A 26,069-nucleotide genomic window follows, 5' to 3' on the forward strand; every position below is an offset into this window, starting at 1 on the left:
TCCGGAACGACACGAATTGAATCACCAACCCAGAGCGAGCACGGCCTCCATGCTTGCTGCCCGCGGCAGCGTTGCCGCGACTCTGTGCATCGCCGCGCTTGCGTTCGTTTCGCTGCACGCCCTGGCGGCCGATACCCCGGAACATCCATCCCCGCCGGCCGCGCCACGTGCAAACGTCGCGTTTTTCGACGGTGCCCAGCCGCCCGAAGGCTTGCTGCAAGCGTTCGACGCCGTGGTGCTCGATCCCGCCCGGGGCTTCGATCCGGCGACGCACCCGCTCGCGCATACCGTTTGGGTCGCACGCGTACCGCACGGCGCGTCGGGCCCGGCACTCGGGCCCGCGGCGTTTGTCTCGCAGCGCATCGAGCCGCTGTGGGCGCGCGGTTATCGCGGCTTCCTGCTCGACACGCCGGAGGCGATTGCATCGAGCGAGGCAATTCATGCGACTTATCCTGACGCGCGGCTGATCGTCGGCGGCAACGATGCGCTGCGTGCGGCGCAATCGCATGCGAGCGTGCTTTACGCGGTGCTCGGTCCGCCGCTGGTACGCGGTTTCATGGACGGCGACGACATGCGTTCGGTACGCGACGTCGCCGCCGCCGACCGCAGCGCACGCGTCGACGCGGCGCGGCTTTTCATGCGCGAGACGCACGTGCCGGTGCTGTCGCTCGAGATCTGCGAGCGCACCGACCGGGCATGTGCCCGCGCGACGGCCGCGCAGGTCGTCGCGACCGGCGTGACACCGTACGTGACGGACGCCGGCCGCGACGTCGTCGGCATCGGTGCGATCGAAGTGCTGCCGCGCAAGGTGCTGATCGTACAGAACCGCGACGCCGATACGCCAGTGGACGAAACGCGCGGCGTGCGCGACCTCGCGATGCCGCTCAATTATCTTGGCTACGACGTCGAATACGCGGATCTCGACGCCCCGTTGCCGACCGATATCACACCGGACCGTTACGCGGGCGTCGTCGCCTGGATCGAAGGCGCGGAGCCCGCCGATCCCGCGAGATGGCGGCGCTGGATCGATGCGCGCATCGCGGATCACGTGCCGGTCGCCTTCATGGGACAGTTCGGCTTCGACGCCGCGCAGGAAGAGGGCGCGGCACTCGATCTGCAGCCGGTGCCCGGCCCGTTCACGGCGCCGCTCAGCGTCGTGACGCGCGATCCGATGATGCACTTCGAGATCGATCCGAGGCCGGATGCGCGCGATCTCGTCGGGATGCGCGTCGGATCGCGCAGCCGTGTGCTGTTGCGGCTCGCGGCGGCGGGCACGAACGTCGACGCGGCCGCGATCACGCCGTGGGGCGGCTATACGCTGAGTCCGTACACGGTGGTTTCGCTGAACGGCATCGGGCAGACGCGTTGGGCGATTCAGCCGATCTCGTTCGTGACCGACGCGCTGCGTCTCGTGCGGATGCCGTCGCCGAGCGTCACGACCGAGAACGGCCGGCGCCTGTTCATGTCGCACGTCGACGGCGACGGCTATGCGTCGCGCGCGGAATTCCCCGGCGCCGATTATTCGGGAGACGCGCTCTATCGACGGATCTTCACGCGCTACAAGGTGCCGATGACGTTGTCGGTCATCGAAGGCGAAGTGGGGCCGACCGGCCTGTATCCGAAACTGTCGCCGCGCCTCGAAGCGCTCGCGCGGCAGATGTTCGCGCTGCCGTGGGTGCAGATCGGTTCGCATACCTACTCGCATCCGTTCCAGATGGCCGACCTCGATGCGACGACGGGCGCACGCGTCGACCACCGGAACAACGTCGAGCGCGGCAACGGCGGCGACACGGCGTTCTCGCTGGATATCCCGGGCTACACGTTCGATCTCGACCGCGAGATCGCCGGTTCGATCGCGTACATCGATTCGCGTCTCGCGCCGCCGGGCAAGCGTACCGAAGTGCTGCAATGGCCGGGCGACTGCGAGCCGCCCGCGATCGCCGTGCGCAAGGCCTATGCGGCCGGCGTGCAGAACATCAACGGCGGCGACACGATCATCCGCAAGTCGATGAACAGCTGGACCCATATCGCGCCGCTCGGCGTCGACAAGGGGCCGGGCGCGTACCAGGTATACGCGCCGAACCAGGACGAGAACGTTTACACGAACGACTGGCAGGGCCCGTTTTATGGTTTCACGCAGGTACTCGAGACCTACGACATGACGGAGCATCCGTATCGCTTCAAACCGATCGACGTGTACTACCACATGTACAGCGGCACGAAGCTCGCGTCGCTGCGCGCGCTGGACCAGATCTACTCGACCGTGCTGAAGCAGCCGGTGCTGCCTGTCTACATCACCGATTACACGCACAAGGTGCTGGACTGGCGCGGTTTCGCGGTCGCGCGCGAAGTGGCCGGCGGCGCATGGGTCGTGCGCGGCAACGGCGACGTGCGCGAATTGCACTGGCCGCGCAACGACGTGCCCGACCTGCGTGCATCGCAGGGCGTGACCGGCTATGCGCCCGGCCCGGACGGCCTCTATATCCATATCGCCGACGGCGCGGCGCGTGTCGTGTTCGAGCGCGACACGGAGAACGGCTTGCGCGGCGCAGCGCAACCGCATGGCCCGGGCGGGACGCCGTATATCGCGCAAGCGAACGGATTCGTCCGGAACTTCCACCGTACCGCCGACGGGATGTCATTCGAGTTCGGCGGCTACTATCAGCCGTTCGTCGAGCTCGCCGACGCGCAGCGCTGCCGTGTGCGCATCGCGGGCCGACCGATCGATGCACGGCGCGATGGAACGGTTCTCCGTTTCGAAACGGCGGCCGACGTCCGTCACCCGATGCACTACCAACCGGTCGAGATTGCGTGTGGCCGGTAAGCGTCCGCGTATCGCGCCGCCATGGCTGGTGCTGGTGCTGGCAGGCGTCGTGCTGCTGGCAGGCTATGCGGTTGCACCGCACGACGGGCTGCGTGAGCGGATGGCCGCGGTTGGCGGCCCGAGCGATCTGAGCGCGGCGTATCTCGAAGCGTGGCTGAAAGTGCGGCCGCGCGACGAAGCGCTACTGGCGATGCTCGGTGAGCAATATGTGTCGCTGGGCCGGCTCGCCGATGCAGGGCGGGTCGTTCAACGGATGGACGAGGCGGCTTCCGCGCCGCTGCGGCAGGCCGCGATGAAGCTGCGGCTCGCGATCGCGCAGCAACGCACGAACGCGATGCAGGCCGACGATCCGCGCCGTTCCGCTGCGCTTGCCGCGCTGCGCCGGCAGCTCTCCGACGCGGCCGCGCTCGACTGGTCCGATCCCGATCTCGAATGGCTCGCGCAATCCGCGGCATCGGTCGGTGCCCCCGCGCTCGCGCTGCGTTTCTATGTGCGCCTCGCGCGGCGCGACACCGCACATCGCGATACGTGGGACGGATACGTGTCGCGCTACGCGCTGCAGATCGGCGACTACAAGGAGGCGGCCGACAGCTGGTTCGAGCGTCAGCAGAACGCGACGACGCTCGGCGCCCAGCGACGCTGCTTCATCGCGGGCATTCGCGTGCTGCAGGCCGGCAATCTGACCGCCGATGCCATCGCGGTTGCGCAGCGCCAGAACGACGCGTTCATCGACGATCGGCCGACGCTCGTCGCGTTGCTCGACCTCGCACGGGCGGCGCAGCGGCCGGACCTGATCGAGCGGTATGCGAAGGCGTTGGCGCGGCGCGCGGGGATCGGCGGGATTGCCTATCGGAGCCGGCGCGCGGAGCGCGCGCTCGCCATGTCGGCGGTTCACGGGTCGGATTCGACGCCGCGGGCGTACGCGTATCTGGACGGTCCGACGGCATGGGGCAGCGCACGTCGCGGTGGCGTCGCGCGGCAGCTCCGGGCAGGCCGTGACGGCCACGGCCCGTTCATCGATGCGGCGCAAGCGCAAGTCACCGCACAGACGCAACCGCGGGCGCACGTCGTGAAGGTCGCGCTGCAACGGCGCGACGCAATGATGGGCTTCGTCGCCGCGACACAGGTATCGAAGCATGCGGGGGCTGTGCAACTTCCGTCGCCGCCGGCTGCCGATGGGGCGGGCATTGCCGATCTCCTCTATAAGTCGTTCCTGGAGTCCGCCGATCCCGCCAATGCGCAGAAGGTCGCGCTCGCGCAGCTCGCCAAGGAGCCGCATTCGGCGCTGTGGCGCAAGCGCCTGGCGCAGGTGGCCGAATGGAACGGGGCGTCGCAGCTCGCGCTGAAGTCCTGGCTCGACTATGCGCGACAAACGGGCGACCCCGTCGGCTGGCGGAACGTTCGGCGCATCGCCCCGATGCTGGACGACGACGACGCCTACCTGGCGGCTTTGCTGCAGGCGGCGCGGGCGACGCCCAATGATCTCAAGCTCGTCGATTCCATCACCGCAACGTATGAGCGCCTCGGGCGGCCGGACGACGCGATCGCGTTCCTCGACGGTCTGCCGCACGGCCGTGAAGCGAACGCGCTCGACGAACGCGCCGGTGCGCTCGCGGAACGTGCCGGCCACGACGACGAGGCGCTCGCGATCTACCGTCGGCTGCAACGGCGCGAGCCGCGCAATCCGCGCTACGCGCTGCATACCGCCAACGTCCTGTACCGCGACGGCGACTACGCGGGCGCGCTCGATGCAATGACGAACGCGAGCCGTTACGCGCAGGACGGCGAAGTGGCGTTCTGGCGCAACTACGGCGAACTGGCGCGCCTGCTGCAACGTGATGACGCGGCGCACGACGCGTATCGCCACCTGCTGGCGAGCGATGCGGCGACACCCGAGGATCTGGCCGACATGTCGTACTTCTACGATGCGTACCCGATCGACGCCGGCCGCATCTCGGCGCTGCACTACCGGCGCGACCATACCGTGCGTGCGCTGCAGCAGGCGGTTTACTACTACACGGCGGCCGGCGCGATGGAACGCATCGACGCGCTGCTCGCGAGCCTCACGCCGCAGGAGCGCGAGGCGGCCGAGGCGTCGCCGGGTTTTCTCGGCGTGCGCGCCGAGTACGAGCGGCAAGCGGGGCGTCCGCTCGATGCGTTGCGCGATCTGCAGCGTGCGGTCGATCTGCCTGGCGCATCGGCGGATCTGAATGCGGCGCTATTGTGGACGCTGGTCGATTACGGCACGGATGCCGAGTTGCGTGCGGCGCTCAAGCGCTGGCGCGACAAGGCTTCGGCTGACGCGCCGCTATGGGGACCGTATGCCGCGGCCGAACTGCGCCTGAACCGGCCCGTCGATGCACTCGAATATCTGCGCCGTCAGGCCGTGATGATGTCGCACGATCCGCTGTGGCTGCTTACGTACGCCGACGCGCAGGAAATGGCGGGACGTCCGGATCTCGCGTGGTCGATTCGCCGCAAGGTGTGGCTGCAGATCGGCGCATTCGGCCGGAAGCGGGCCCGGCAGACGCCGCAGGAACGGGATGCATCGTCCTCGCCGCCGCGACGGACGACGCAGGCGCCACAAGCCGCTCAACCCATGCAACGCGGTGTTCCGGCGCGTACGTCGCAGGACATCGAGACGCGCCTGGAGGTGCGCAGCCGCGGCGTCGATCTGGCTGCGCAATATTCGAACGCCGACCACGCGGTCGCGCTGCTCGACGCACTGCTGAAGGACGGCTCGGCGGCTGCCGATTTCATCAGCGAACGCCGTACCTTGCTCGGCGATGCACGCGGTCTTTCGCCGCTCGAATCGTCGGCGCGGGGTAGCGCGAAATCGATGCAGGACATGCTGAAAAAAGATCGCCGTGCGTACGCGGCAGTCGCGCAGGAGGTGGCGATCACGTGGGCGCTGTCGCACGAGGCGAATCCGCTTGCGAAGCGGTGGCTCGCGTTGCAGGCGGCGAACCTGTTCGCGCGGCCGGCGTCCGCGCAATTGACCGTCGCGCTCGCCGACGGCGACATCGGAACGATGGAGCGTCTGCTCGATCGGGGCGTGCGCCTGCCGCGCTACGACCGGATCGATGCGGCCGAAGCCGTCGACCGTCCGGGGCAAGCACAAACGCTCGCGTTCGACGGCCTCGATGGCGCGCCCGACGACAGCGAAATGCATCGGCGTTTCGTCGAAACCGCGCTCGCGTGGCCGCAGTCGCTCGACGCGACCGTGACGCGCTACGCCGAACATCCGCTCGATTACAGCGAACAGACGATCGCGGCAAGCCGCAAGATCGCCGGGCATTACCTGATCGGCATGACCGCCACGCTGGACCTCCAGCGATCGACGGACGCATCGCAACTGGTCAACGTGCCGTCGGCGGACCGCTCGCTGGTGGTCCATGCCAGGCGGCAGACGCGTGACGATGCGTTCACGGTGAGTGCGGGCCGCCGCGAAGGACTCGACGCCTTCTATACGATCGGACTGGGCGCGGAATTCGGACGCAACGGACCGTTGCAGCTCGGCATACGTGCGGGCCGCGATCAGGTCGCCGACGAGCTGCCGACGTTGCGCATCGGCGGGATGAAGGACAACCTGATCGCCGATGGGAGCTGGCAGGCGAACGAACGCGTGACGGTGTCCGGCAGTGTCGAGATGGACCGTTTCTACAGCCAGGCGCGCACCTATCTCGGCAGCGGCGTGCTGTCGACCGCGCAGGTCAGCTACCGAATTCGTACGGCGTACCCGGACTATACGATCCGCGTCGTCGGCACGCACGGCGATTACGGTGCGGGGGGGCGGGCGGACACGCTGATTTCGTCGCTTCTGCCTGCCGCGAGCCGGTCGGGCTCCGCGGGAAACTTCATGCCGGCCACGTACACGCAATACGGATTGTTCGCGGGGTTCGGGACCGATCTGCGCGAGCGGTACACGCATCGGTGGCGGCCGTTTCTCGAGGTCGGCGTCCTGCACGATTCGATTCAGGGCGGCGGAGCGGCCGTCGATGCCGGCATGGCGGGTTCGGTGTTCGGCGGGGATCACGCCGCATTGTTCATCCAGCACCAGCGTGTATCACGCCTCGGTACGCCCGTGACGGTGGTCGGCGCGCAATACCGCTGGTTTTATTGATTCCGGTTTCCATCGTTGCGCGGCGCGAACGGAACGACGCACACGATGATGCATGCAACGAAGTGAGTAGGGAGTGGTTCGATGAACGAGATGAACGAAGCGACTGTACGGTCCGGATGGTTGCGCGGCGCGGAGGCGGCCCGGCTCGTCCGCTGGGGCGCGGCGATCGCGATGTCGGCGGCGGTACTGGCGGGCTGCGGCTCGATGCGACAGACCGCGGCGCCGACGCTCGCGGCCAGCGATGCGGTGGCGATCGCACCGATTGCGAACTTCACCGAAACGCCCGCGGCCGGCGGGAGCGCCGCGGCGCTCGCGGCGACCGTATTGCGCGCGAACGGGCTGGCCGACGTGCGTCTCGCGCCGGCCGACGGAGACGGCAACGCGATGTTCGACACCGCGCAGCGCGACACGGGCGAGCGTCGGCTCGCATGGGCGCGCGAGCATCACGTGAAGTACGTGCTGGCCGGCGCCGTCGAGGAGTGGCGCTACAAGGTGGGCGTCGATGGCGAGCCGGTCGCGGGGCTGACCTTCGAACTCGTCGACGTCGATTCGGGCCGGGTCGTCTGGAGCGCGGCGGGCACGCGCAGCGGCTGGAGCCGTTCGAGCCTGTCGAGCGTCGCGAATGCGCTGGTCGGCCGCCTGCTCGCGCCGTTGCGGCCGCGCTCGTGATGCGTGCCCGACACGACTGGGCCCGGAGGCGACCATGAGCGCCGCGAACGCTACCGGCAACCCGCACGGCGGGAGCGGCCCTGCACCGGCGTCGCCTCGATCGCGTCAGGCGAATCCGTTCGGGCACCTGAGTACGGTACGCCGTCTCGTCGCGCCTGCCGCTGCACGGCCGGTTTCGGTCGTGGAAACGATCGTGTTCATGCTGCTCGTGCTCGCGCTTGCTTGGTACTTCGACCGGAGCGATCCGCTGCTGCTGCGTGCGGACTTTCCGTGGCTGTGGTTCGGCCCGCTCATCGTCGCGCTGCGTTACGGGACGCTGCTCGGGCTGCTCGCGAACGCGTTGATGATCGGCGCATGGCAATGCGTCGCCCACCTGCATCCTGCCGCGGCCGGCGAAGCGTGGCCGCTGCAGCGCTTCGCCGGCGGGTTGCTGCAGACGATCGTCGTCGGCCATTTCGGCGACACGTGGGGCGCTCGCGCAACTCGGGCGAACGCGCTCAACGACTATCTGAACGACCGGCTCGTCGCGATCACGAAGAGCCACTACCTGATGCGTCTGTCGCACGAGCGGCTGGAAAAGGACCTGCTGTCGAAGCCGACCACGCTGCGGGATTCGATCACCGAACTGCGCCGGCTGTCGCTCGCGCACGGATTCGATGCGCCGCCGCAGGGTGCGGCGAGCACGGTACGGCTACCCGGTGCGCACGCGTTGCTCGAATTCGTCGCGCAGGCGTGTCAGATCGAGGTGGCGGCGCTGTATCCGGTCGAAGGCGCGACGAACTCGCCCGGAATCGTGTGCGAACCGGTTGCGCGGCTCGGCGATGCATTCGATTTCGATCCGCGCGACAGCCTCGTGGCCCGCGCGCTCGAGACGAAATGCATCGCCCATCCGAAAAGCAGCGGCGACGTGGCGCCGAATACGGCGCTGCTCGTCGCCGCGCCGGTCGTGTGCGCAGACGGTCGCCTGATCGCGTTGCTCGCGATCAAGCGCATGCCGTTTCTGTCGCTGAACTTCGACAATCTGCAACTGCTGCTGGTGCTGCTCGGCTATTACGCGGACGGCGTCGAGCATGCGACGTGCGTGCGCGACGTGGTGGCGGCGGTACCGGCGTGCCCGTACGAATTCGCGCTCGACATCGCGCGTCTGACGCGCCTGCAGCGCGAGTCGGGGATCGCGTCGTCGGTGGTCGCGCTCGTGTTCCAGCACGACGAGGCGGACGATTCGCTGTTCGAGCACGTGATGCGCGGGCGCCGTTCGCTCGATCTCGTATGGCCGCTGAAGACGCCGACGCAATCGGTGCTCGTGAATCTGATGCCGGCGACCGATACGGCCGGCGTCGACGGCTATCTCGCACGCGTCGAGGCGAGCCTCGATGCGCAGTTCGGTCTCGATCTCGAAGGCGCGCGCGTCGGCGTGCATACGTTGCATCTGGGCAGCCTCGAACCGGGGCCGGCATTGCAGCGCCTGCTGAAGGGAAGCGGCATCCATGTCTAGGCTGCGATCCGGTTCGTGGCCCCCCGGCGCGTTACGGGTGCCATCGGCGTCGATGCTGGCCGCACTCGCGTCATCCGTCGGCATTGCGATCGTCGCGGCGCTGCAGTATGCCGTGCTCGCGCGGTTCGGCGGGTTCGCCCGGGCGGGGGCGGCGATGCCCGTTCCCGCATCGCCGGTCGACCCCCTGTGGCCCGTGTTCGGCGCGATGGTGGTGGGCGGCGCGGCGCAGGCGCTGCTGTACCGGCAGTTGCTGCCGCAACGTTACCGAACCCCGCGCAACGGGACGCTCGCGGCGCTCTGGCTCGCCTGTACGTTCGTGCCTGTCGGCGGCGGCCTCGTCGTGCTGGCCAGCTGTGCGTGGGCGGCTTGCTGGCCCGCGAAGCAGGGCGACGACGCATACGCCGACGTGCCTTTGCCCGAGTTCGTCACCTATCTCGTGTCGCGCGTCTCGCACGGCGGCGGCGCGCGTCTGCAGGCGCGTCTCGTGAATACCCGGGTAGCCGCGTCGGATCGTCTCTCCGCGCTCGTTGCGATCCAGAGCATGCCGACGCGCACGACCGGCACGCTGCTGCGCGATCTGCTCGCCGATCCGCTCGAAGACGTGCGGCTCATCGCATACGGCACGCTCGACCGCGCCGAGAACGAGATCGCGCAGAACATCTTCCACGCGCAGCAGACGCTCGACGCCGCCACCGACGACGCAACGCGCCAGGCGACCCATCGCCGGCTTGCCGAGCTGTACTTCGAGCTGGTCTATCAGAATCTCGTGCTCGGTGCGGTGCACGGGCACACGCGCGAACAGGCCGACCGCCACGCGCAGGCCGCGCTCGCGATCGACGCGGGCGACGCGGCGATGTGGCTCGTTCGCGGCCGCCTCGCACTCGCGACCGGCGACGCGGATGCGGCCATGCAATACATGAGCCGCGCGCTCGAATGGGGCTTTCCGCGCGAGCGTCTCGTGCCGTGGCTCGCCGAGGCCGCGTTCCTGCGCGGCGAGTATTCGCGCACGGCCGAGCTGCTCGCGTCGCTCGGCAATGCGGCCGCGCTGCCCGTTCTCAATCCCGTCGTTCGTTACTGGTCGTCATGAAACCGTCCATTCACCGCCGTGCCGGGCCGTCGACCGCGATCGACGTCTGCCTGCTGCTCGAAGGCACGTTCCCGTATGTGCGAGGCGGCGTATCGAGCTGGGTCAACGAGATGATTCGTGCATACCCGCACAAGCACTTCGCGATCGTGTTCATCGGCAGCCGGGAAGACGACTATCATGGCGCCGCGTACGGATTGCCCGACAACGTCGTTCACTTCGAATCCCATTATCTGTATGGCGACGTGCCTGCCGATACGGGCGGCGCACGGGAGATTCCCGGCGACCCCGAAGCGTTCAAGCGATCGGCCGCGCTGCACGATGCGTGGCGCGGGCTGGGTACGGACGGTGTCGCGGCGAACCCGGCTGCGCTGATGGCCGACCTGGTCCAACTGATCGGCGACGACGGACCACTGAACGAACAGCAGTTTTCCACCAGCCGCGCGGCGTGGGACTTCATCGTCGAGCGTTATCACCGCTACTGCACCGACCCTTCCTTCACCGACTACTTCTGGACGGTGCGGATCATGCACAAGCCGCTGTGGCAGCTTGCGCGGATCGCACGCGCACTGCCGCCGGCGCGCGTCTATCACACCGTGTCGACGGGTTACGCGGGCTTTCTCGGTGCGCTGTTGCATTACCGCACGGGCCGTCCGCTGCTCGTTTCCGAGCACGGCATCTATACCAAGGAACGCAAGATCGATCTGCTGCAAAGCGAGTGGATCCGCGACAACCGCGGCGCGTTCGAGCGGGACGTATCGACGATCAGCTATTTCCGCGCGCTGTGGGTGCGCTTCTTCGAAGCGCTCGGCAAGCTCGCCTACGACGCGGCCGACGAGATCGTCGCGCTCTACGAGGCCAATCGACACCGTCAGATCGCCGACGGCGCCGAGGCCGCCCGGACGCGCAACATTCCGAACGGCGTCGACGTGGACGGCTTCGCGCCGCTGCTGGACAAGCGGGACGGCGGCCCGCGCCGCGTCGTCGCGCTGATCGGCCGTGTGGTGCCGATCAAGGACATCAAGACGTTCGTCCGCGCGATGTTCATCGCATCGCGGACGATGCCGGAAATCGAAGGCTGGATCGTCGGGCCGGAAGAAGAGGATCCCGCCTATGCGCTGGAATGCCGGGCGCTCGCGCAGAGCCTCGGGCTCGCGACGACGGTGCGCTTTCTCGGCTTCCAGCGGATTCACGACATTTTGCCGAAAGTCGACGTGATCGCGCTGACGTCGATCAGCGAGGCGCTCCCGCTCGTCGTGCTCGAAGGCTTCGCGGCCGGCGTGCCGTCGATTACGACGGACGTCGGGTCGTGCCGGCAACTGATCGAAGGGCTCGGAGAGGACGACCGCGCGTTCGGGCCCGCCGGCGCGGTCGTGCCGATCGCGAATCCGGCCGCGTTCGCGCAGGCGGCGCTCGACCTGCTCGGCGACGCGCGGCGCTGGCAGGCCGCGCAGCAAGCCGGCCTCTCCCGGGTCCGACGCTTCTACACGCGTGCGCAGATGATCGACCGGTATCGGGCGTTGTACGATGCGCTCGCGATCGCCCCCGACCGGATGCGTCGCGGGCAGCCGTTCGAAGTCGGATGCCCGGTGAACCATGCGGGTGCGGGCGTGGCTGCGTCCGGCTCGCGCAAGGAGGGCCGCTGATGGCCGGCATCGGCTTCGAATTGCGCAAGATCCTGCGGCAGCAGACGCTTTTCGGCGTCGCACGCGCATACGCGTATGCGGGGCTGATCAGCTCCGGGCCGCTGATTCTTTCGATATTCGGGATCCTGATCATTGGCGTGATGAGCATCGCGTTCGTGATACCCAAATATGCGATCGTCCAGTTTCAGGTGTCGGTGACTTACCTGATCGCGTGCAGTCTGATTCTGACCGGGCCGCTGCAATTGTCGTTCACACGCTTCATCTCCGACCGGCTGTTCGAAAAGCGCGACGATCTCGTGCTGTCGAACTATAACGGCGTGGCGCTCATCGCCACGGCGGCATCGGGATGCATCGGCTTCATCGCGGTGGCGGCGGGATTTCGCGGTGAGCCGCTGCTGTATCGGCTGCTGATGGTCGCGGGATTCGTCATCGTCAGCAACATCTGGATCGCGGTGATCTTTTTGTCCAGCGTGAAACAGTACCGGCAGATCCTTGCGGTGTTCCTGGTCGGCTACGGCTGCACGGTCGCGTTCGCGCTGATGCTGAACCGGCAGGGCATCTGCGGCCTGCTCGGGGGTTTCGTCGCAGGGCACCTCGTCTTGTTCGCCGGGCTTTCGGGGTTGATCTACCGAAACTACCGCAGCGATCGCTTCGTGTCGTTCGAGATGCTCGACCGGCGCTTCGCGTATCCGACGCTCGCGCTCGTCGGACTGCTGTTCAATCTCGGCGTATGGCTCGACAAGTTCATGTTCTGGTATGCGCCGGGCACGGGTGCCCCGGTGATCGGGCCGCTGCATGCATCGGTGATCTACGACATTCCCGTGTTCATCGCGTACGTTTGCGTGATGCCCGGGATGGCGACGTTCCTGGTACGCATCGAGGCGGACTTCGTCGAGTATTACGACGCGTTCTACGAAGCCGTGCGCAGCGGTGCGACGCTGCGGCACATCAACGACATGCGCGACATGATGGTCGGCAGCGTGCGCGCCGGGCTGTATGAAATCATCAAGGTGCAGGCCGCCGTGCTGGTGCTGATCGTCGCTTTCGGTCACTGGCTGCTGGCGGCCCTGCACATTTCGATGCTGTACCTTCCGCTTCTGCTCGTCGACGTGATCGCCGCGAGTCTGCAGGTGCTGCTGTTGGGTTTGCTGAACGTATTCTTCTATCTCGACGCGCGTCGGCTTGTCGTGGCGCTGTCGGCGGCTTTCGTCGTGCTCAACGGCGTACTGACCGGCATCACGCTATGGATGACGCCGGATGCATACGGCTACGGCTTCGCGCTTGCACTGCTCATTCTCGATGTCGCGGCGGTGCTGCTGCTTGACCGCAAGTTCGGCCGCCTCGAATACGAAACCTATATGTTGCGTCATTGAGGGGATATGTTTTCATTCCGAATCCGTCGGTCGAGCAGGCCGCCGATGAGGGCAGCGGCGTCGTCCGTGGCCGCCGTCGCCGTCGTCATCTTTGGTGCGCTGTGCGGGCGGGCAGTCTATGCGCAACCCGCCCCGCCGGTATCGTCGCCTGACGCGTGCGATCCGGCCGATGCGATGCGTCCGCATTCCGTCGCGTTCTTCTACGGCAACGACGTGCCGGTTCGTCAGCTGGAGAAGTTCGATGTCGTCGTCGTCGAACCCGACAGCGGCTTCGATCCACGTTCTCAAGACGCGCGACGCCCTGCGTGGTTTGCCTATGTGAGCGTCGGCGAGGTCACACCAGAGCGCGACTATGCGCGCAGGATGCCGAAACAGTGGTTGCTCGGGCGGAATACGACATGGGCGTCGACGGTCGTCGATCAGTCGGCGCCGGGGTGGCCGTCGTTTTTCGTCGAACAGGTGATCGCGCCGCTGTGGGCGCGTGGGTACCGCGGCTTCTTTTTCGATACGCTGGATTCGTACCAGCTCGTCGCGAAGACGGAAGCGGCGCGCGCGAAGCAGGAGGCCGGCCTTGTCGCTGTGATCCGCGCGGTGAAGTCGCGCTACCCGAGCGCGCAACTGATCCTGAACCGCGGCTTCGAGATCTTGCCGAGGGTGCACGATGCGATCGCCGCGGTTGCATTCGAATCGCTGTTCGGCAACTGGGATCAACGCAACCGGCGTTACGGCGCCGTCCCTGCAGCGGATCGCGACTGGCTGCTCGCGCAAGCCAAGGCCATTGAAGAGCGCTACGCGCTGCCGGTAATCTCGATCGACTATTGCGCGGCGGACGACGCGGCGTGCCGCAGCACGATCGCCGCGAAGATTCGCGCGGCGGGTCTCATTCCGTACGTGACGGATGGCGCGTTGCGCACCGTCGGCACGGGCCCCGATGCGACGGCATCATGGCAATGCCGCGAGGCGAAGTCGGGCGGAGCGTGACGCATCTGGCGTCCTGCTGTCGAGCGCATCTCTGGAGAGCGCGTCGATTGTCGCGATGATCGAATTGAACAGCGTGGAGAGTGCGTTTGCGTGCACACGGATGCGAGCAAGCATTTCTCGCTGCTTCGCGGTCGTCGCCTCTGCTTGCCAGCGCATGAACTGCTCGTCTTGACGCGGTAACGTTGTTCGTTGCCGGGTGTGGTAATGCCGGATTCGTCCGAGCATCGCACCGTCCGGCACGTGCGGTTCCATTCACGGGAGAAATTCTCCGAATTCCGAATTTGTCAGAGGATTCCGGCATGTTTATCACGCCCGGCGCAATGTTTTTTGCGGAAACCGATAAAAAGATAATACGTCCGCGATCGTTTGCGAGGATGGATAGTCACCGGATGCGGCTGCGTGTCGGGGAAAGCCAACCGATATGGCCGGCCATCTTGCGAAATGTCTCTTCGGGCCGGATGGGTGGGCATTACAGTAAGTTTGCTTGCGTGCCGACATAACGAACAACAACACAGGGGGGAAGCAAGCATGGGCTCCATGACAGTCGGCAGGAAGCTGGGCGCAGCATTCGGTATCGTCGTACTCATATCGTTGATCGGCAGCGCGATCTCGATCGTCAATTTTCTGAAGCTGAACCAGGCGAACGGCTGGAACGTTCATAGTTACCAGGTCCTGCGCGCGAATGACGACATGTTGACCAGCATGGTCAACATGGAGACGGGCGTGCGCGGCTACGTGGCCGCGGGGGATGACCGGTACCTGGAGCCCTATAAGGCCGGCCTCAAGCAGTTCGCCACGTCGTTCGATGTCGTGCGCAGCCTCACTTCGGACAATGCCACACAACAGCGTCGTCTCGAGACACTGCGCGACATGCATCGGAAGGTGGCGGAGGTCGACGACAAGCTGATCGCCATGCGGCGCGACGTCAATGCCGGTACGCAGCCTGCCAACGTGCTGATCGACTACTTCAAGCAGGGCGACGACAAGCAGTTCATGGATCGCTATCGAGCGGTGGCCGCCGAACTGACCGGGGCCGAGCAGTCGCTGCTCGATCAACGTTCAGACGAGGTGGCCAGCTTGACTGCGTTAACCAAGTTGACGCTCGCGGCGGCTGGCATCATCACCGTCATCCTCTCGATCGTGCTGGGGACCGTCATCACGCGTGGAATCATGCGGTCGCTGGGCGGCGAGCCCACCGACGCCGCGGTCGTGGCCGGGCGGATTGCCGAAGGCGATCTCGAAGCGCCCGTGTCGGTCGCGCCGAACGATCGCGGCAGCCTGATGGCGTCGCTCGAATCGATGCGACGGCAACTGAGCGGCATCGTGTCGGAAATTCAGTCGACCGCGGAATCGATCACGACTTCGGCCGGCGAAATCGCGCAGGGGAACCTGGATCTCTCGCAGCGAACGGAGGAGCAGGCGGCTTCGCTCGAGGAAACGGCGGCCAGCATGGAGCAGTTGACCGCGACGGTTCGTCAGAATACGGAAAACGCCAAGCAGGCGAATGCGCTTGCGGGCAGCGCCTGCGAGGTCGCGATGCGCGGCGGCGAAGTGGTGAACCAGGTGGTCGACTCCATGCGCGCCATTTCGAGCAGTTCGGGCAAGGTTGCCGAAATCATTACCGTGATCGAAGGGATCGCGTTCCAGACGAACATTCTCGCGTTGAACGCGGCAGTCGAGGCCGCGCGCGCGGGCGAGCAGGGGCGTGGCTTTGCGGTGGTGGCCGGCGAAGTGCGCACGTTGGCGCAACGCAGCGCGAACGCGGCCAAGGAAGTCAAGGATCTCATCACGAGTTCGGTGGAGAGCGTGGCGCAGGGGTCGCAGCAGGTCGAACGCGCGGGCGCGACCATGTCGGATATCGTGCAGTCCGTACGGCGCGTGACCGACATCATGAGTGAAATCGCGTCGGCGTCGGACGAGCAGGGAACGGGTATCGAGCAGGTGAATGTTGCCGTGGGCCAGATGGATTCGGTCACGCAGCAGAACGCGGCGCTCGTGGAGCAGGCATCGGCAGCGGCGCAGGCGATGGCGCAGCAGGCCACCACGCTGCGCGAGGTCGTCGGGGTATTCAGGATCGGTCGCGGGCTTGCGCACTGACGGGCTCGGCCCCCGTGCTTCGCCGGAAGTCGACGCGAGCGGGAGCCGAGCCGCTCGCGCGGCGATGCTTCGCCGGCCGAAGCAGTTTGCCGCGGGATGTTCAGTGAAACGAACGCCGGCTGTATCGCGCTTCGGGTGCGACGACATCGTGCACGCATGTCGTCACCCGCTATCCGGGCATCGGTGAATGCCGGCGCAAGCCGTCTACAGGTTCTCGACCGGAACGGGGATCGTCTCGCCTTGATACGGCATCGCCGAGAACGGTCCGACCGCGCGAAGGATCCGATGCCGGTTCAGTTCGAAGGCCAGCCGAATCTGCTGCTCGCTCGTATCCCGGGCGCCCAGGAAGGCGCACATCGTCTCGCGCAATAACGAAAACGAACGATATCCCCAACCGAATCCATAAGCGGAAAATTGCAGCGTGGCTGCATCCGTCAAAACGGGCAGCGTGCTCTCCATCGGTTGCATGTTCATCCTTGGCACCTGTCTGAAAACCATACGGTATTTCGTCACGCATCGGGTCGGCATGACGGTCAGGCGAGCATGCCGCGCTATCCGGCCCGCTTTCGACTACGTCCGCCGTTGCATGGGCCGCTTCCTGTGCGCGCGAAATATGCAAGCGACGTGCCACGTCAAGGCCTATGCCGGACGAGACACTGCCAACAGCGAACAATCGGATGTGTCAATCAATCGATACACCGGCGTCAACGAATTAGACGCCGATCGAGGTTGATGTGGGGCGTGTTTTATTGTCGTCAATCAACCGAAATAGTTTGGAAAGGGACGCGAGGCCGGTTTACATCGCCGATACCATTCAATCGCTCGGCGGGTTGAAGCAAAGCCGGCGCGCATAGGCTGATGACGCCGGCTCGAATCGAGCTCAGGCGAACGTCGACGAATCGTTCGGCTGCTTGACGCCGGATGTGGCCCGGGACGATTCGTCGAGCCACGCGATGATCGAATCGTACAGCGCGGCGAGGTGGTCGGCGCGCTCGCCGATCCGCTTGAGCATGTCCCGTTGCTCCGCAGTCGTGGCTTCCCATTGCCAACGCATGAATTGCTCGTATTGAATCGGCAACAGCTTCCGTTGCCCGATGTAGTCATGCCTGACTCGCTCGCGCATCGCAGGGTCCGGCATGTGTCGTTCCGTCGTGTGCCGGGTCAATTTGTCGAAGGTCGCCCGGGCTTCGTCCACTTGAGCGTCGACCAGATAGAACAGGCTCGGCAAAAACTCGATGGGCCGCCATACCGGCGGCCGTTGTGTGTCTTTCGTCATCGTTTGAATGTCGATCAAGCTTTGCTCGGACGGTTCCAGCGCGCGCCGACGTCGATCGTCTCCATCAGTCGATCGATGTCGAGCAGGGCCAGCAGTTGTTCGCCGTCGTCTCCTTCGTAGGCGGCGAGGCCCGTGACGCATTCCGTTTGCATCGCGGCCCCGACCTCCGGTGCCGGGCGGCGCGCGGAGCGATCGATATCGACGACGCCGCTCACCGAGTCGACGATCAGGCCGATCGCCTGTTCCGCACCGTCGAGCACGATGATGGCGGTCGGCACGGTGCCACCGATCGGGTCCAGCGAGAACGTCATGCGCAGGTCGACGATCGGCATGACGAAGCCGCGCAGGTTGATCGTGCCTTTGACGAACGGCGGCGCATCGGCGGCGGGCGTCGGTTCTACATAAGGGCGAATCTCGCGGACACTCTGGATATCGATTCCGTATTCGTCGTCGCCGAGCACGAAGGCGACAAATACCTGCGTGGTCGCGTCGCCGGCGCTATCGCGTACGGGTGTGCTCTCCGCGATTTCAACTGCTTCCGTCATGTCATGCTCCAAAAAATGGATGGTTCGTGCCGAATCAAAAGGTGGTCCAGTCTGTTGCAGCGTCCATCGCGGCACGGGGTGACGGTGTGCTCGCCACCGTCACGGGCGTGCGGCCCGGTCGCACCGGCCGCGACACGGCCGCCGTGGCTGCCGCACCCCGGTGCGCGGCCGGCTGGTCGTATGCACGGCTGTCCGCGGAGCCGACGCGGAAGAACGAGACAGCCTCGGTCAATCGACGGCCCTGATCCTCGAGCGACTTCGACGCGGCCGCCGCTTCCTCCACCAGTGCCGCGTTCTGTTGCGTGACTTCGTCCATCTGCGTGATCGCGATGTTGACCTGTTCGATCCCGCGACTTTGTTCGGAGGAGGCCGCGGCGATTTCGCCCATGATGTCCGTCACGCGCGCCACGGCTTTCGTCACTTCGGCCATCGTGTGGCCCGCGTCGTCGGCAAAACGCGACCCATCCTGAATCTTCTGCACGGATGCGCCGATCAACGCCTTGATTTCCTTGGCCGCACCCGACGAACGCTGTGCGAGGCTTCTGACTTCGCTCGCCACGACGGCGAAGCCGCGACCCTGTTCGCCCGCGCGGGCAGCTTCCACGGCGGCGTTCAGCGCGAGAATATTGGTCTGGAACGCGATGCCTTCGATGATCCCGGTGATCTCGGCTATCTTCGACGAGCTGTGGCTGATGTCGGTCATGGTGTCCACGACCTGGCTCACCACCGCGCTGCCTTTTTGCGCGACGTCCGACGCGCCGTCGGCCAGGGCGCTCGCCTGTTGCGCGCTCTCCGCGTTCTGCCGCACGGTGGCGGTGAGCTGTTCCATGCTCGATGCCGTCTCCTGTAGCGACGCCGCCTGTTGCTCCGTGCGGGACGACAAGTCCTGGTTGCCGGATGCAATCTGGCTGGATCCCGTCGCGATGCTGTCCGCGGCGGTGCGGACTTGCCCGATCAGCCGAACGAGGCTCGCCTGCATCTCGCCCATCGAGGCGAGCACGCTGCCCCGCGGCGCGGCGGCGGCGCCGTCGACGGTGCCGAGGTCGCCCGCCGCGACGCGGCGTGTGATGTCGCTCAGGTCGCCGGGTTCCGCGCCGAGTGCCCGCGTGATGCTGCGCGTGATCAGGAAGGCCGCCACGACGGCTGCCGCGAGTGCAGCCAGACAGATGCCGATCAGCAAGACGCGGTGTCGGCCGTACTGTTGCACGGACGCCTGCTTTCTTTCAGCCGCCCGATTGCTTGCGAAACCGGCATAGGTGTCGGCTGCCGCGACGAGTTCCTTCAGTAGCGGCCGGCATTGATCGACGATCATCGCGATCGCCTGGTCTCGCTGGCCATGCAACGCGGCGTCGCCGATCGCGATGGCCACCGGGCCGTATCGAGACTCGATGCGATTGATCTCGGCCACCAGCGCACGGGCGTTCGCCGTCACGTCGGAATCGGTGGCGATGGCTTCGTTCAACTGGCGAAGCCGCGCCTGCACTTCGTCGTGCGCCTGCGTCATCGCAACGCGTTCGGCTTCGATATCGTCGGGCTTCGTCACGAGCACGAGATTACGGACGGCGACCGCACGCCGCAGTACCGCCGCACGAATTGTCTCCGTCAACGCCGCGCGGGCGCGCGCGCCGTCGACGTAGCCGGCAAAGCCGTCGTTCGCGTCGCCGAGCGCACTGAGCGCGAGCACCGAAACCAGAACCACCAACGCGGCCATCATGCCGAAGGTCGACGCGAGTTTTACTCGCACGGTCAATTGTCCGAAGCTCATCTTTGGTCTTCCCCTGTCGTTCGCTCCGGTGAGCGGTTGTCGTTGTGCTTGTTATGAACGTCGGGTCGGGAAGGCGTCGACATGCGTCGAAGCTCATCCGCCTCCCGTCGTTGAAATCACGACCACGCAGGGACCGGTACCGGCTTCGATGTCTTCGCGTGCCGTTTCGCGAAGGATGAACGCCGCCCGCCCGGTGCGATCCGCGAGATCGTTTCGGGCAATACATGCAAGCGGTGTGCCACATAAAGGGGACTGTCGGACAAGGCTGTGCCGGCAGTGCGGCGGCGGGAGTGTCAACGTGTCCGGACACGCGTGTCCGGAAATCCGACGCTAGCCGATGTCGAGGCTCGCGATGCGCGTGCGCGGAGGCTGATGCCGAGCCGCTTCGCTGCTTCCGCGCGATCGTCGCCGGCGAGTTCCGGCGTGCGCGGGAAACGGCGGCCTGGCTCAGCCGCTATATGGCGATCTGCGTCGAGGAAAAAACCTGCTTGAGCACCATGAAAGTCCGGATCTGACGCACGCCGGGCAGATAAAGCAGTTGCTCGGCATGGAGTCGGTTGAAGCTTTCGCTATCGCGGGTGCGCAGCATCATGAAGTAGTCGAACTCGCCGGTCACCACGTGGCATTCCATGCAGCCGGATACGTTCTGGGCCGCTTTTTCAAACGCGGCGAAGGATTCGGGAGTCGATCGATCCAGCACGACCCCGATGATGACGACCATGCCCGCGTCGAGGGCAGGCGCGTTGAGCAGCGCGACGATTCCTCGGATCAAACCCAGGCTCTTGAGCCGTTCGACGCGGCGCAAACAGGCCGGCGCGCTCAAATTCACCTTCGCCGCCAGCGCCACGTTCGAGATCGATGCGTCCTTCTGAAGGGCGCGCAGGATCGCTTTGTCCGTGCGGTCAAGTTCGACGTGGCTGGTGTCGTCCGGGCGCGATTTGTCGAGAAATTTTGTTGTCGATTTCATCGATTCGAAAAAATTTACGTTCGTGGAGATGCTGGAAATTGTATTTCAAAGCACGGAGAAGGAAATATGTTTGCAACCATGTTTCGCGGGTATTTAACTAGAATTTCTTCGTGCCCGGTCGCCCCGGCGACATCGGGCGTCGGAACCCACCGCCCATCTTTCGGAGAACCTCCGTGAACCTCGATCGCTTTCCTCGCCACAAGCTGACCTTCGGACCCACCCCCATCCATGAGTTGCCGCGCCTCAGCAAGGAGCTGGGTGGAAAAGTGCATCTCTATGCAAAACGCGAAGACTGCAACAGCGGCCTGGCGTTCGGCGGCAACAAGACCCGCAAGCTCGAGTACATCGTGCCGGACGTTCTGGCGAGCGGCGCCGACACGCTCGTATCGATTGGCGGCATCCAGTCGAACCAGACGCGTCAGGTCGCGGCAGTCGCGGCTCATCTTGGCCTGAAATGCGTGCTGGTTCAAGAAAACTGGGTCAACTACTCGGACGCGGTGTATGACCGCGTCGGCAACATCCAGATGTCCCGCATGATGGGCGCCGACGTTCGGCTGGTCAGCGACGGCTTCGACATCGGCATTCGCCCGAGCTGGGAACAGGCGATGGAGAGTGTTCGCAACGCGGGCGGGAAGCCGTATCCGATCCCCGCCGGTTGTTCCGAGCATCGGCTGGGCGGCCTGGGGTTTGTCGGTTTCGCGGAGGAAGTACGCGCCCAGGAAGCTGAACTCGGATTCAAGTTCGACTACATCGTCGTGTGTTCGGTGACCGGAAGCACGCAGGCCGGCATGGTCGTCGGGTTCGCGGCGGACGGACGCGCGGATCGCGTGATCGGTATCGATGCGTCGGCCAAACCCGAGCAGACGCGCGAGCAGATTCTGCGCATCGCACGCCAGACCGCCGATCTCGTGGAACTCGATCGGCCGATCGCGGACGCGGACGTGGTGCTGGACACGCGCTACGGCGGCCCGGAATACGGCCTGCCGTCGGAAGGCACGCTCGAAGCGATTCGCCTGTGCGCGAAGACCGAGGGGATGCTGACCGACCCGGTTTACGAAGGCAAGTCGATGCACGGCATGATCGATAAGGTGCGCCGCGGCGAGTTTCCGGAAGGGTCCCGGGTTTTGTATGCGCACCTCGGCGGCGTCCCCGCATTGAACGCCTACAGCTTCCTGTTCAAGAACGGTTGAGGCTTGGCCGCGTTCCGGCTGCAACTAGAGTCAGAGTCGGAACGCGGCGTGCATATCGCCAATTCGGGGTGCCAAGTATGGACATGCAGAATCGACTTCCGGCCAGCACGATGACGGATCCCGACCCGGAGGAACTCCGGGAATGGTGCGACGCGCTCGATGGCGTGTTGCATGCGTGGGGCGGCGATCAAGGCAACGCACGTGCGCGCCATCTTCTCGATTCGTTGTTGGCCCACGCACAGGCCCGTCGCGTCGGGTGGCGGCCGCCCCTGGTCACGCCGTACGTCAATACCGTGGCGCCCGACGAGCAGCCGGCCTATCCGGGCGATCTGCAAATCGAGCGGCGGATCGCGGCGTTGATACGGTGGAACGCGCTCGCGATGGTGGTCCGTGCCAACCGTGCGCAGGGTGAACTGGGCGGGCACATTGCAAGCTATGCTTCCGCCGCGGATTTGTTCGAGGTCGGTTTCCAGCATTTTTTTCGCGGCCCGGATGCGGTGCACGGCGGCGATCTGGTGTTCTTCCAGGCGCACTCCGCGCCGGGCGTCTATGCCCGGGCGTTCCTCGAGGGACGACTGTCGGAAGAATCGCTGTCCCATTACCGCCAGGAGATCGTGGCGGAGGCTCGCGGCATCCGGGGATTGAGTTCATATCCTCATCCCTTCCTGATGCCGGACTTCTGGCAGTTTCCAACCGGATCGATGGGGTTGGGGCCGCTCAACGCCATCTATCAGGCGCGGTTCATGCGGTACATGGAAAATCGCGGCCTGAAGGAGCACGGCGAGCGTCGCGTGTGGGGTTTCTTCGGCGATGGAGAAATGGACGAGCCCGAGTCGATCGCCGCATTGACGCTCGCGGCTCGCGAGCGGCTCGACAACTGCGTATTCGTCATCAACTGCAATCTCCAGCGACTGGATGGGCCGGTTCGCGGCAACGGCCGGGTCATCGACGAGCTCGAGGCGTTGTTCGCCGGCGCCGGATGGAACGTTATCAAATGCATCTGGGGCTCCGAGTGGGATGCGTTGCTCGGCCGCGATCGTGAGGGTGTGCTGGAGCGGGCTTTCGCGAACACCGTCGATGGCGATTTTCAGACATTGTCGGCCAATGACGGCGCGTTCAATCGCGAGACGTTCTTCAGTCGGACGCCGGAACTGCGAGCGCTGGTGGATTCGTTGTCCGACGACGACATCGCGATGCTTCGGCGCGGCGGGCACGATCCCGTGAAAATCCATGCCGCCTTTGCCGCGGCGACGGTCAGGAATGGCCGGCCGTCGGTCGTGCTGGCCAAGACCATGAAGGGCTATGGCATGGGCACGATCGCGCAAGGGCGCATGACGACGCATCAGCAGAAAAAGCTGGAACGGGACGACCTGATCGCGTTTCGGGATCGATTCGCGCTCCCGCTTTCCGACGAAGCGGCATCGGAAGCGCGGTTTTATCGACCGCCGCACGATAGCGATGAACTGCGGTACTTGCGCACGCGTCGCGAGACGCTCGGCGGCTATCTCCCTGAGCGACGTGCGGCATCCGAGCGACTCGTGGTGCCCCCGCTGGCGAGCGTCGCGGGTTTTTCGATGAATGCGGACGGCAAGGTCATGAGTTCGACGACCGCCTTCGTCAGGCAGCTCGGTGCGCTGCTCAAGGACGCCAACCTCGGCCCTCGATTGGTTCCGATCGTGGCGGACGAGGCCAGAACGTTCGGGATGGCGAATCTTTTCCGACAGGTCGGAATCTACGCGCCGTTCGGGCAATTGTACGATCCGGAAGACAATTCATCGATGCTCTCGTATCGTGAAGCGTCCGATGGTCAAATTCTCGAGGAAGGGATTACGGAGGCAGGAGCCATATCGTCGTGGACGGCCGCCGCGACGAGTTACGCCGTGCACGGTGTTCCGATGATGCCGTTCTACATTTACTACAGCATGTTCGGCTTTCAGCGTATCGGCGACCTGATCTGGGCGGCCGCGGACCAGCGAGCCAGAGGTTTTCTCGTCGGCGCCACGTCGGGTCGCACGACGCTCGGTGGAGAAGGATTGCAGCATCAGGATGGCTCGAGTCATCTTCTCGCGTCGACGATACCGACGTGTCGGGCGTACGATCCGTCCTTTGCCGGCGAGCTGGCTGTCCTGGTCGACTATGGGTTGCGGCGCATGCTGAGTGATGCGCAGGACGAGTTCTATTACGTCACCGTGACCAATGAGAACGTCGCGCAACCGAGTATTGCCGATGCTTCGCACGAAGGTATCGTGAAAGGCATGTATCTGTTTCGACAGGGCGGCCGTTTTCAGAGGCGGGTTCAGTTGTTCGGCAGCGGCGCGATCATGGGCGAGGTGCTCAAGGCGGCGGACGAACTCGAGCGGTTACATGGGGTGGGCGCGGACGTCTGGAGTGTCACCAGCTATGTCGAGCTGGGGCGCGATGGCGCGCGATGCGAGCGGGAATGGCGGCTTGGTTCCGGCGATATCGGGGAGTCGTGGATTTATAGTCAGCTGCGCGCGACGGTCGGGCCGATTGTCGCCGCGTCAGATTATGTGAAAGCGCTTCCGGAAATGGTTCGTGCGTATATTCCGGACGGGCGGCGATATGTCACGCTTGGGACCGATGGGTTTGGGCGGAGCGATTCGCGGGCGGAGTTGCGGCGGTATTTTGAGGTGGATGCTCATGCCATCGTGCAGGCAAGCCTGCGGGCCTTCGAGGGGCAGGGGGCGGGGAATGAGGTTTGCAAGCAATCGGGTGCTGCTAATGTCGTCGGGGTGGTGGCGGGATAACGGTGGGATATCGGTTGGATATGTGCGTGGTTTTTTTTAGGCGCGCTCCATGCGCTTGTCGTTGAACCTGTTTTGCTAGCGGTCTATTAGTGTCGCCCCTGCGCGGGGCGGCGGTCACTTTTCTTTGTCTTCCAAAGAAAAGTAACCAAAAGAAAGGCGCGTCCTTGGGCGGACGGCAAAGGGGGTTCTGCTCAGGTTCGTGTTTTGTTTGTCGCACCAGTTCGTGGTATTCGGGTACGACGTCGCTGCGTACCTAGTCGGTCGTATGCAGTTGCTTCACCAATTCGCCAACGAAGTCGATCAATACGGTCGACAACACCCTTCCAGTCAAGGTCTGGATCTGGATCGCACGTAACGACATGCCCGGATGATCGATCGGGATCGCGACCAGGCCGTCCGTCGCCAGACGCGCCTGCACCGTCAGGCGGCTCGTCAGGGACACCACCCCCGACATTTGTGTGAATGCATACAGAGTGCCGGAATTGTTGCAGGTCAGGACGGGCTCGAAGAGAAGATTCTCAAGGCTCGCCGTCGTATCGAAAAGCTGACGGATCGTCGTGCCGCGATCAAGCAAGGCAATCGGGTAATTCCGCAACTCGTCCATCGATACCGTCGCATGCCCGGCCAGCGCGTGTGAACGAGGCATGACCGCGCAAATGGGCGCGCTCTGCGTGTACTCGACGTTGATCTCCGGCTCTCGTACGACACCGAACGTCAGGCCGATATCCGCTTCGCCGCTCCTTACGTGTGCCGTTACCTCCGCCGGCGCAGTCACCGCCACCTCGAAACGGGTACCGGGCGACTTTTCCAGAAAGTGCGTGATGGCGCGAGGGAGCACATCTCGGGAAAACGCCTCCGACGTCGAGACGCGGATCGTGCTTCGATCGAACGAGTTCAGCGCCTTGATCTCGTCGATCACCTGCTGACCTTCCAGCAGGGTTCGTCGGACATGCGCAGCCAACAGCTCCCCGGCCTTGTTGGGGACCATGCCACGCGCCTGACGCTCGAACAGCGGGCAGCCGACCTCCTCCTCGAGCTTCGTAATCTGACGGCTGAGCGCCGAGATCGAAACGTGCAGCTTCTCGGACGCCTCGCTCAACGAACCGGTGTTGGCAACGGCAAGGAAGTATCGGAGTGCAGCGTTGTGCATGACGGGCCGCCAAGTTTGCGTTATTGGAAAGCAGGGCGCGCAAAAAAGTCAATTGTAGTGCGCGTTTTGGCTTCGTACGCTCGATCCATCAGGGTTGAACAAACCGCTCTTCCACG

18 protein-coding genes are annotated in these 26,069 nt (G+C 65.1%); 11 read left to right on the plus strand and 7 right to left on the minus strand.

Features of this window, described 5'->3' with window-relative positions; all coding sequences use genetic code 11:
• Window positions 1–49: 49 nt before the first annotated feature.
• From QZM72_RS00105 to QZM72_RS00140, 8 genes are all read left to right on the plus strand, one after another.
• Entirely contained in the window at window positions 50–2,824 is a 2,775-nt protein-coding gene (locus QZM72_RS00105; RefSeq protein WP_301736743.1) for a sugar ABC transporter, read from the plus strand.
• Window positions 2,739–6,947 (plus strand): tetratricopeptide repeat protein, encoded by a 4,209-nt coding sequence (locus tag QZM72_RS00110; RefSeq protein ID WP_367620018.1) that lies wholly within the window; start codon window positions 2,739–2,741, stop codon window positions 6,945–6,947. The genes QZM72_RS00105 and QZM72_RS00110 overlap by 86 nt, the downstream gene beginning before the upstream one ends.
• Window positions 6,948–7,118: 171 nt before the next feature.
• The gene (locus tag QZM72_RS00115; RefSeq protein ID WP_301737219.1) at window positions 7,119–7,616 is read left to right on the plus strand and encodes a penicillin-binding protein activator LpoB; all 498 of its coding nucleotides are present in this window, start codon (window positions 7,119–7,121) and stop codon (window positions 7,614–7,616) included.
• Between the two features lie 34 nt (window positions 7,617–7,650).
• Window positions 7,651–9,111 carry a PelD GGDEF domain-containing protein gene (locus tag QZM72_RS00120; RefSeq protein ID WP_301736745.1) on the plus strand — a complete coding sequence of 487 codons (1,461 nt, stop codon included), beginning with the start codon at window positions 7,651–7,653 and terminating at the stop codon, window positions 9,109–9,111.
• Complete coding sequence (locus tag QZM72_RS00125; RefSeq protein WP_301736746.1) at window positions 9,104–10,198, plus strand: hypothetical protein; 1,095 nt, start codon at window positions 9,104–9,106, stop codon at window positions 10,196–10,198. Before QZM72_RS00120 ends, QZM72_RS00125 begins: the two co-directional genes overlap by 8 nt.
• Entirely contained in the window at window positions 10,195–11,841 is a 1,647-nt protein-coding gene (gene pelF / locus QZM72_RS00130; protein WP_301736747.1) for a GT4 family glycosyltransferase PelF, read from the plus strand. Before QZM72_RS00125 ends, pelF begins: the two co-directional genes overlap by 4 nt.
• The gene (gene pelG, locus QZM72_RS00135) at window positions 11,841–13,214 is read left to right on the plus strand and encodes an exopolysaccharide Pel transporter PelG (RefSeq protein ID WP_089471062.1); all 1,374 of its coding nucleotides are present in this window, start codon (window positions 11,841–11,843) and stop codon (window positions 13,212–13,214) included. The genes pelF and pelG overlap by 1 nt, the downstream gene beginning before the upstream one ends.
• Before the next feature lie 66 nt (window positions 13,215–13,280).
• Window positions 13,281–14,195 (plus strand): endo alpha-1,4 polygalactosaminidase, encoded by a 915-nt coding sequence (locus tag QZM72_RS00140; RefSeq protein ID WP_367620010.1) that lies wholly within the window; start codon window positions 13,281–13,283, stop codon window positions 14,193–14,195.
• Here QZM72_RS00140 and QZM72_RS00145 read toward each other — a convergent pair.
• A complete protein-coding gene (locus QZM72_RS00145) occupies window positions 14,157–14,447 on the minus strand; it encodes a hypothetical protein (RefSeq protein WP_301736748.1) in 291 nt (96 codons plus the stop codon). The genes QZM72_RS00140 and QZM72_RS00145 overlap by 39 nt on opposite strands.
• A gap of 276 nt (window positions 14,448–14,723) precedes the next feature.
• Between QZM72_RS00145 and QZM72_RS00150 the strand changes: the two genes are divergently transcribed.
• The gene (locus QZM72_RS00150) at window positions 14,724–16,292 is read left to right on the plus strand and encodes a methyl-accepting chemotaxis protein (RefSeq protein ID WP_301736749.1); all 1,569 of its coding nucleotides are present in this window, start codon (window positions 14,724–14,726) and stop codon (window positions 16,290–16,292) included.
• A gap of 204 nt (window positions 16,293–16,496) precedes the next feature.
• Here the strand turns inward: QZM72_RS00150 and QZM72_RS00155 are convergent, their stop codons facing one another.
• From QZM72_RS00155 to QZM72_RS00175, 5 genes are all read right to left on the minus strand, one after another.
• Window positions 16,497–16,766, minus strand: coding sequence for a hypothetical protein (locus QZM72_RS00155; protein WP_301736750.1), 270 nt, complete (start codon window positions 16,764–16,766; stop codon window positions 16,497–16,499).
• A 406-nt stretch (window positions 16,767–17,172) separates the two neighbouring features.
• Window positions 17,173–17,586 (minus strand): hypothetical protein, encoded by a 414-nt coding sequence (locus QZM72_RS00160; RefSeq protein WP_089471065.1) that lies wholly within the window; start codon window positions 17,584–17,586, stop codon window positions 17,173–17,175.
• A complete protein-coding gene (locus QZM72_RS00165) occupies window positions 17,583–18,188 on the minus strand; it encodes a chemotaxis protein CheW (protein ID WP_301736751.1) in 606 nt (201 codons plus the stop codon). Before QZM72_RS00165 ends, QZM72_RS00160 begins: the two co-directional genes overlap by 4 nt.
• Window positions 18,148–19,878: a methyl-accepting chemotaxis protein gene (locus tag QZM72_RS00170; RefSeq protein WP_301736752.1), complete on the minus strand. Its 1,731-nt coding sequence runs from the start codon at window positions 19,876–19,878 to the stop codon at window positions 18,148–18,150. The genes QZM72_RS00165 and QZM72_RS00170 overlap by 41 nt, the downstream gene beginning before the upstream one ends.
• Before the next feature lie 454 nt (window positions 19,879–20,332).
• On the minus strand, window positions 20,333–20,845 hold the full coding sequence (locus QZM72_RS00175) for an Lrp/AsnC family transcriptional regulator (protein WP_301736753.1): 513 nt from the start codon (window positions 20,843–20,845) through the stop codon (window positions 20,333–20,335).
• Between the two features lie 173 nt (window positions 20,846–21,018).
• Between QZM72_RS00175 and QZM72_RS00180 the strand changes: the two genes are divergently transcribed.
• Together QZM72_RS00180 and mdeB are read left to right on the plus strand one after the other, a co-directional pair.
• Window positions 21,019–22,035, plus strand: a complete 1,017-nt coding sequence (locus QZM72_RS00180) for a 1-aminocyclopropane-1-carboxylate deaminase (RefSeq protein WP_089471069.1) — start codon at window positions 21,019–21,021, stop codon at window positions 22,033–22,035.
• Window positions 22,036–22,112: 77 nt separating this feature from the next.
• Complete coding sequence (gene mdeB, locus QZM72_RS00185) at window positions 22,113–24,803, plus strand: alpha-ketoglutarate dehydrogenase (RefSeq protein WP_301736754.1); 2,691 nt, start codon at window positions 22,113–22,115, stop codon at window positions 24,801–24,803.
• A gap of 253 nt (window positions 24,804–25,056) precedes the next feature.
• On the opposite strand, the gene QZM72_RS00190 is transcribed toward mdeB, so the two are convergent.
• Complete coding sequence (locus QZM72_RS00190; protein ID WP_301736755.1) at window positions 25,057–25,953, minus strand: LysR family transcriptional regulator; 897 nt, start codon at window positions 25,951–25,953, stop codon at window positions 25,057–25,059.
• Window positions 25,954–26,069 lie beyond the last annotated feature (116 nt).

Source organism: Burkholderia sp. AU45388, from assembly GCF_030481585.1.
Taxonomy (GTDB): Bacteria; Pseudomonadota; Gammaproteobacteria; order Burkholderiales; family Burkholderiaceae; genus Burkholderia; species Burkholderia sola.

Bases quoted from the DNA above. Each gene is read 5' to 3' on its own strand.
- QZM72_RS00105 (WP_301736743.1), top strand. From the start codon at position 50: ATGCTTGCTGCCCGCGGCAGCGTTGCCGCGACTCTGTGCATCGCCGCG.
- QZM72_RS00110 (WP_367620018.1), top strand. From the start codon at position 2,739: ATGGAACGGTTCTCCGTTTCGAAACGGCGGCCGACGTCCGTCACCCGA.
- QZM72_RS00115 (WP_301737219.1), top strand. From the start codon at position 7,119: ATGTCGGCGGCGGTACTGGCGGGCTGCGGCTCGATGCGACAGACCGCG.
- QZM72_RS00120 (WP_301736745.1), top strand. From the start codon at position 7,651: ATGAGCGCCGCGAACGCTACCGGCAACCCGCACGGCGGGAGCGGCCCT.
- QZM72_RS00125 (WP_301736746.1), top strand. From the start codon at position 9,104: ATGTCTAGGCTGCGATCCGGTTCGTGGCCCCCCGGCGCGTTACGGGTG.
- pelF (WP_301736747.1), top strand. From the start codon at position 10,195: ATGAAACCGTCCATTCACCGCCGTGCCGGGCCGTCGACCGCGATCGAC.
- pelG (WP_089471062.1), top strand. From the start codon at position 11,841: ATGGCCGGCATCGGCTTCGAATTGCGCAAGATCCTGCGGCAGCAGACG.
- QZM72_RS00145 (WP_301736748.1), bottom strand. From the start codon at position 14,447: ATGGAACCGCACGTGCCGGACGGTGCGATGCTCGGACGAATCCGGCAT.
- QZM72_RS00150 (WP_301736749.1), top strand. From the start codon at position 14,724: ATGGGCTCCATGACAGTCGGCAGGAAGCTGGGCGCAGCATTCGGTATC.
- QZM72_RS00155 (WP_301736750.1), bottom strand. From the start codon at position 16,766: ATGAACATGCAACCGATGGAGAGCACGCTGCCCGTTTTGACGGATGCA.
- QZM72_RS00170 (WP_301736752.1), bottom strand. From the start codon at position 19,878: ATGAGCTTCGGACAATTGACCGTGCGAGTAAAACTCGCGTCGACCTTC.
- QZM72_RS00175 (WP_301736753.1), bottom strand. From the start codon at position 20,845: ATGAAATCGACAACAAAATTTCTCGACAAATCGCGCCCGGACGACACC.
- mdeB (WP_301736754.1), top strand. From the start codon at position 22,113: ATGGACATGCAGAATCGACTTCCGGCCAGCACGATGACGGATCCCGAC.
- QZM72_RS00190 (WP_301736755.1), bottom strand. From the start codon at position 25,953: ATGCACAACGCTGCACTCCGATACTTCCTTGCCGTTGCCAACACCGGT.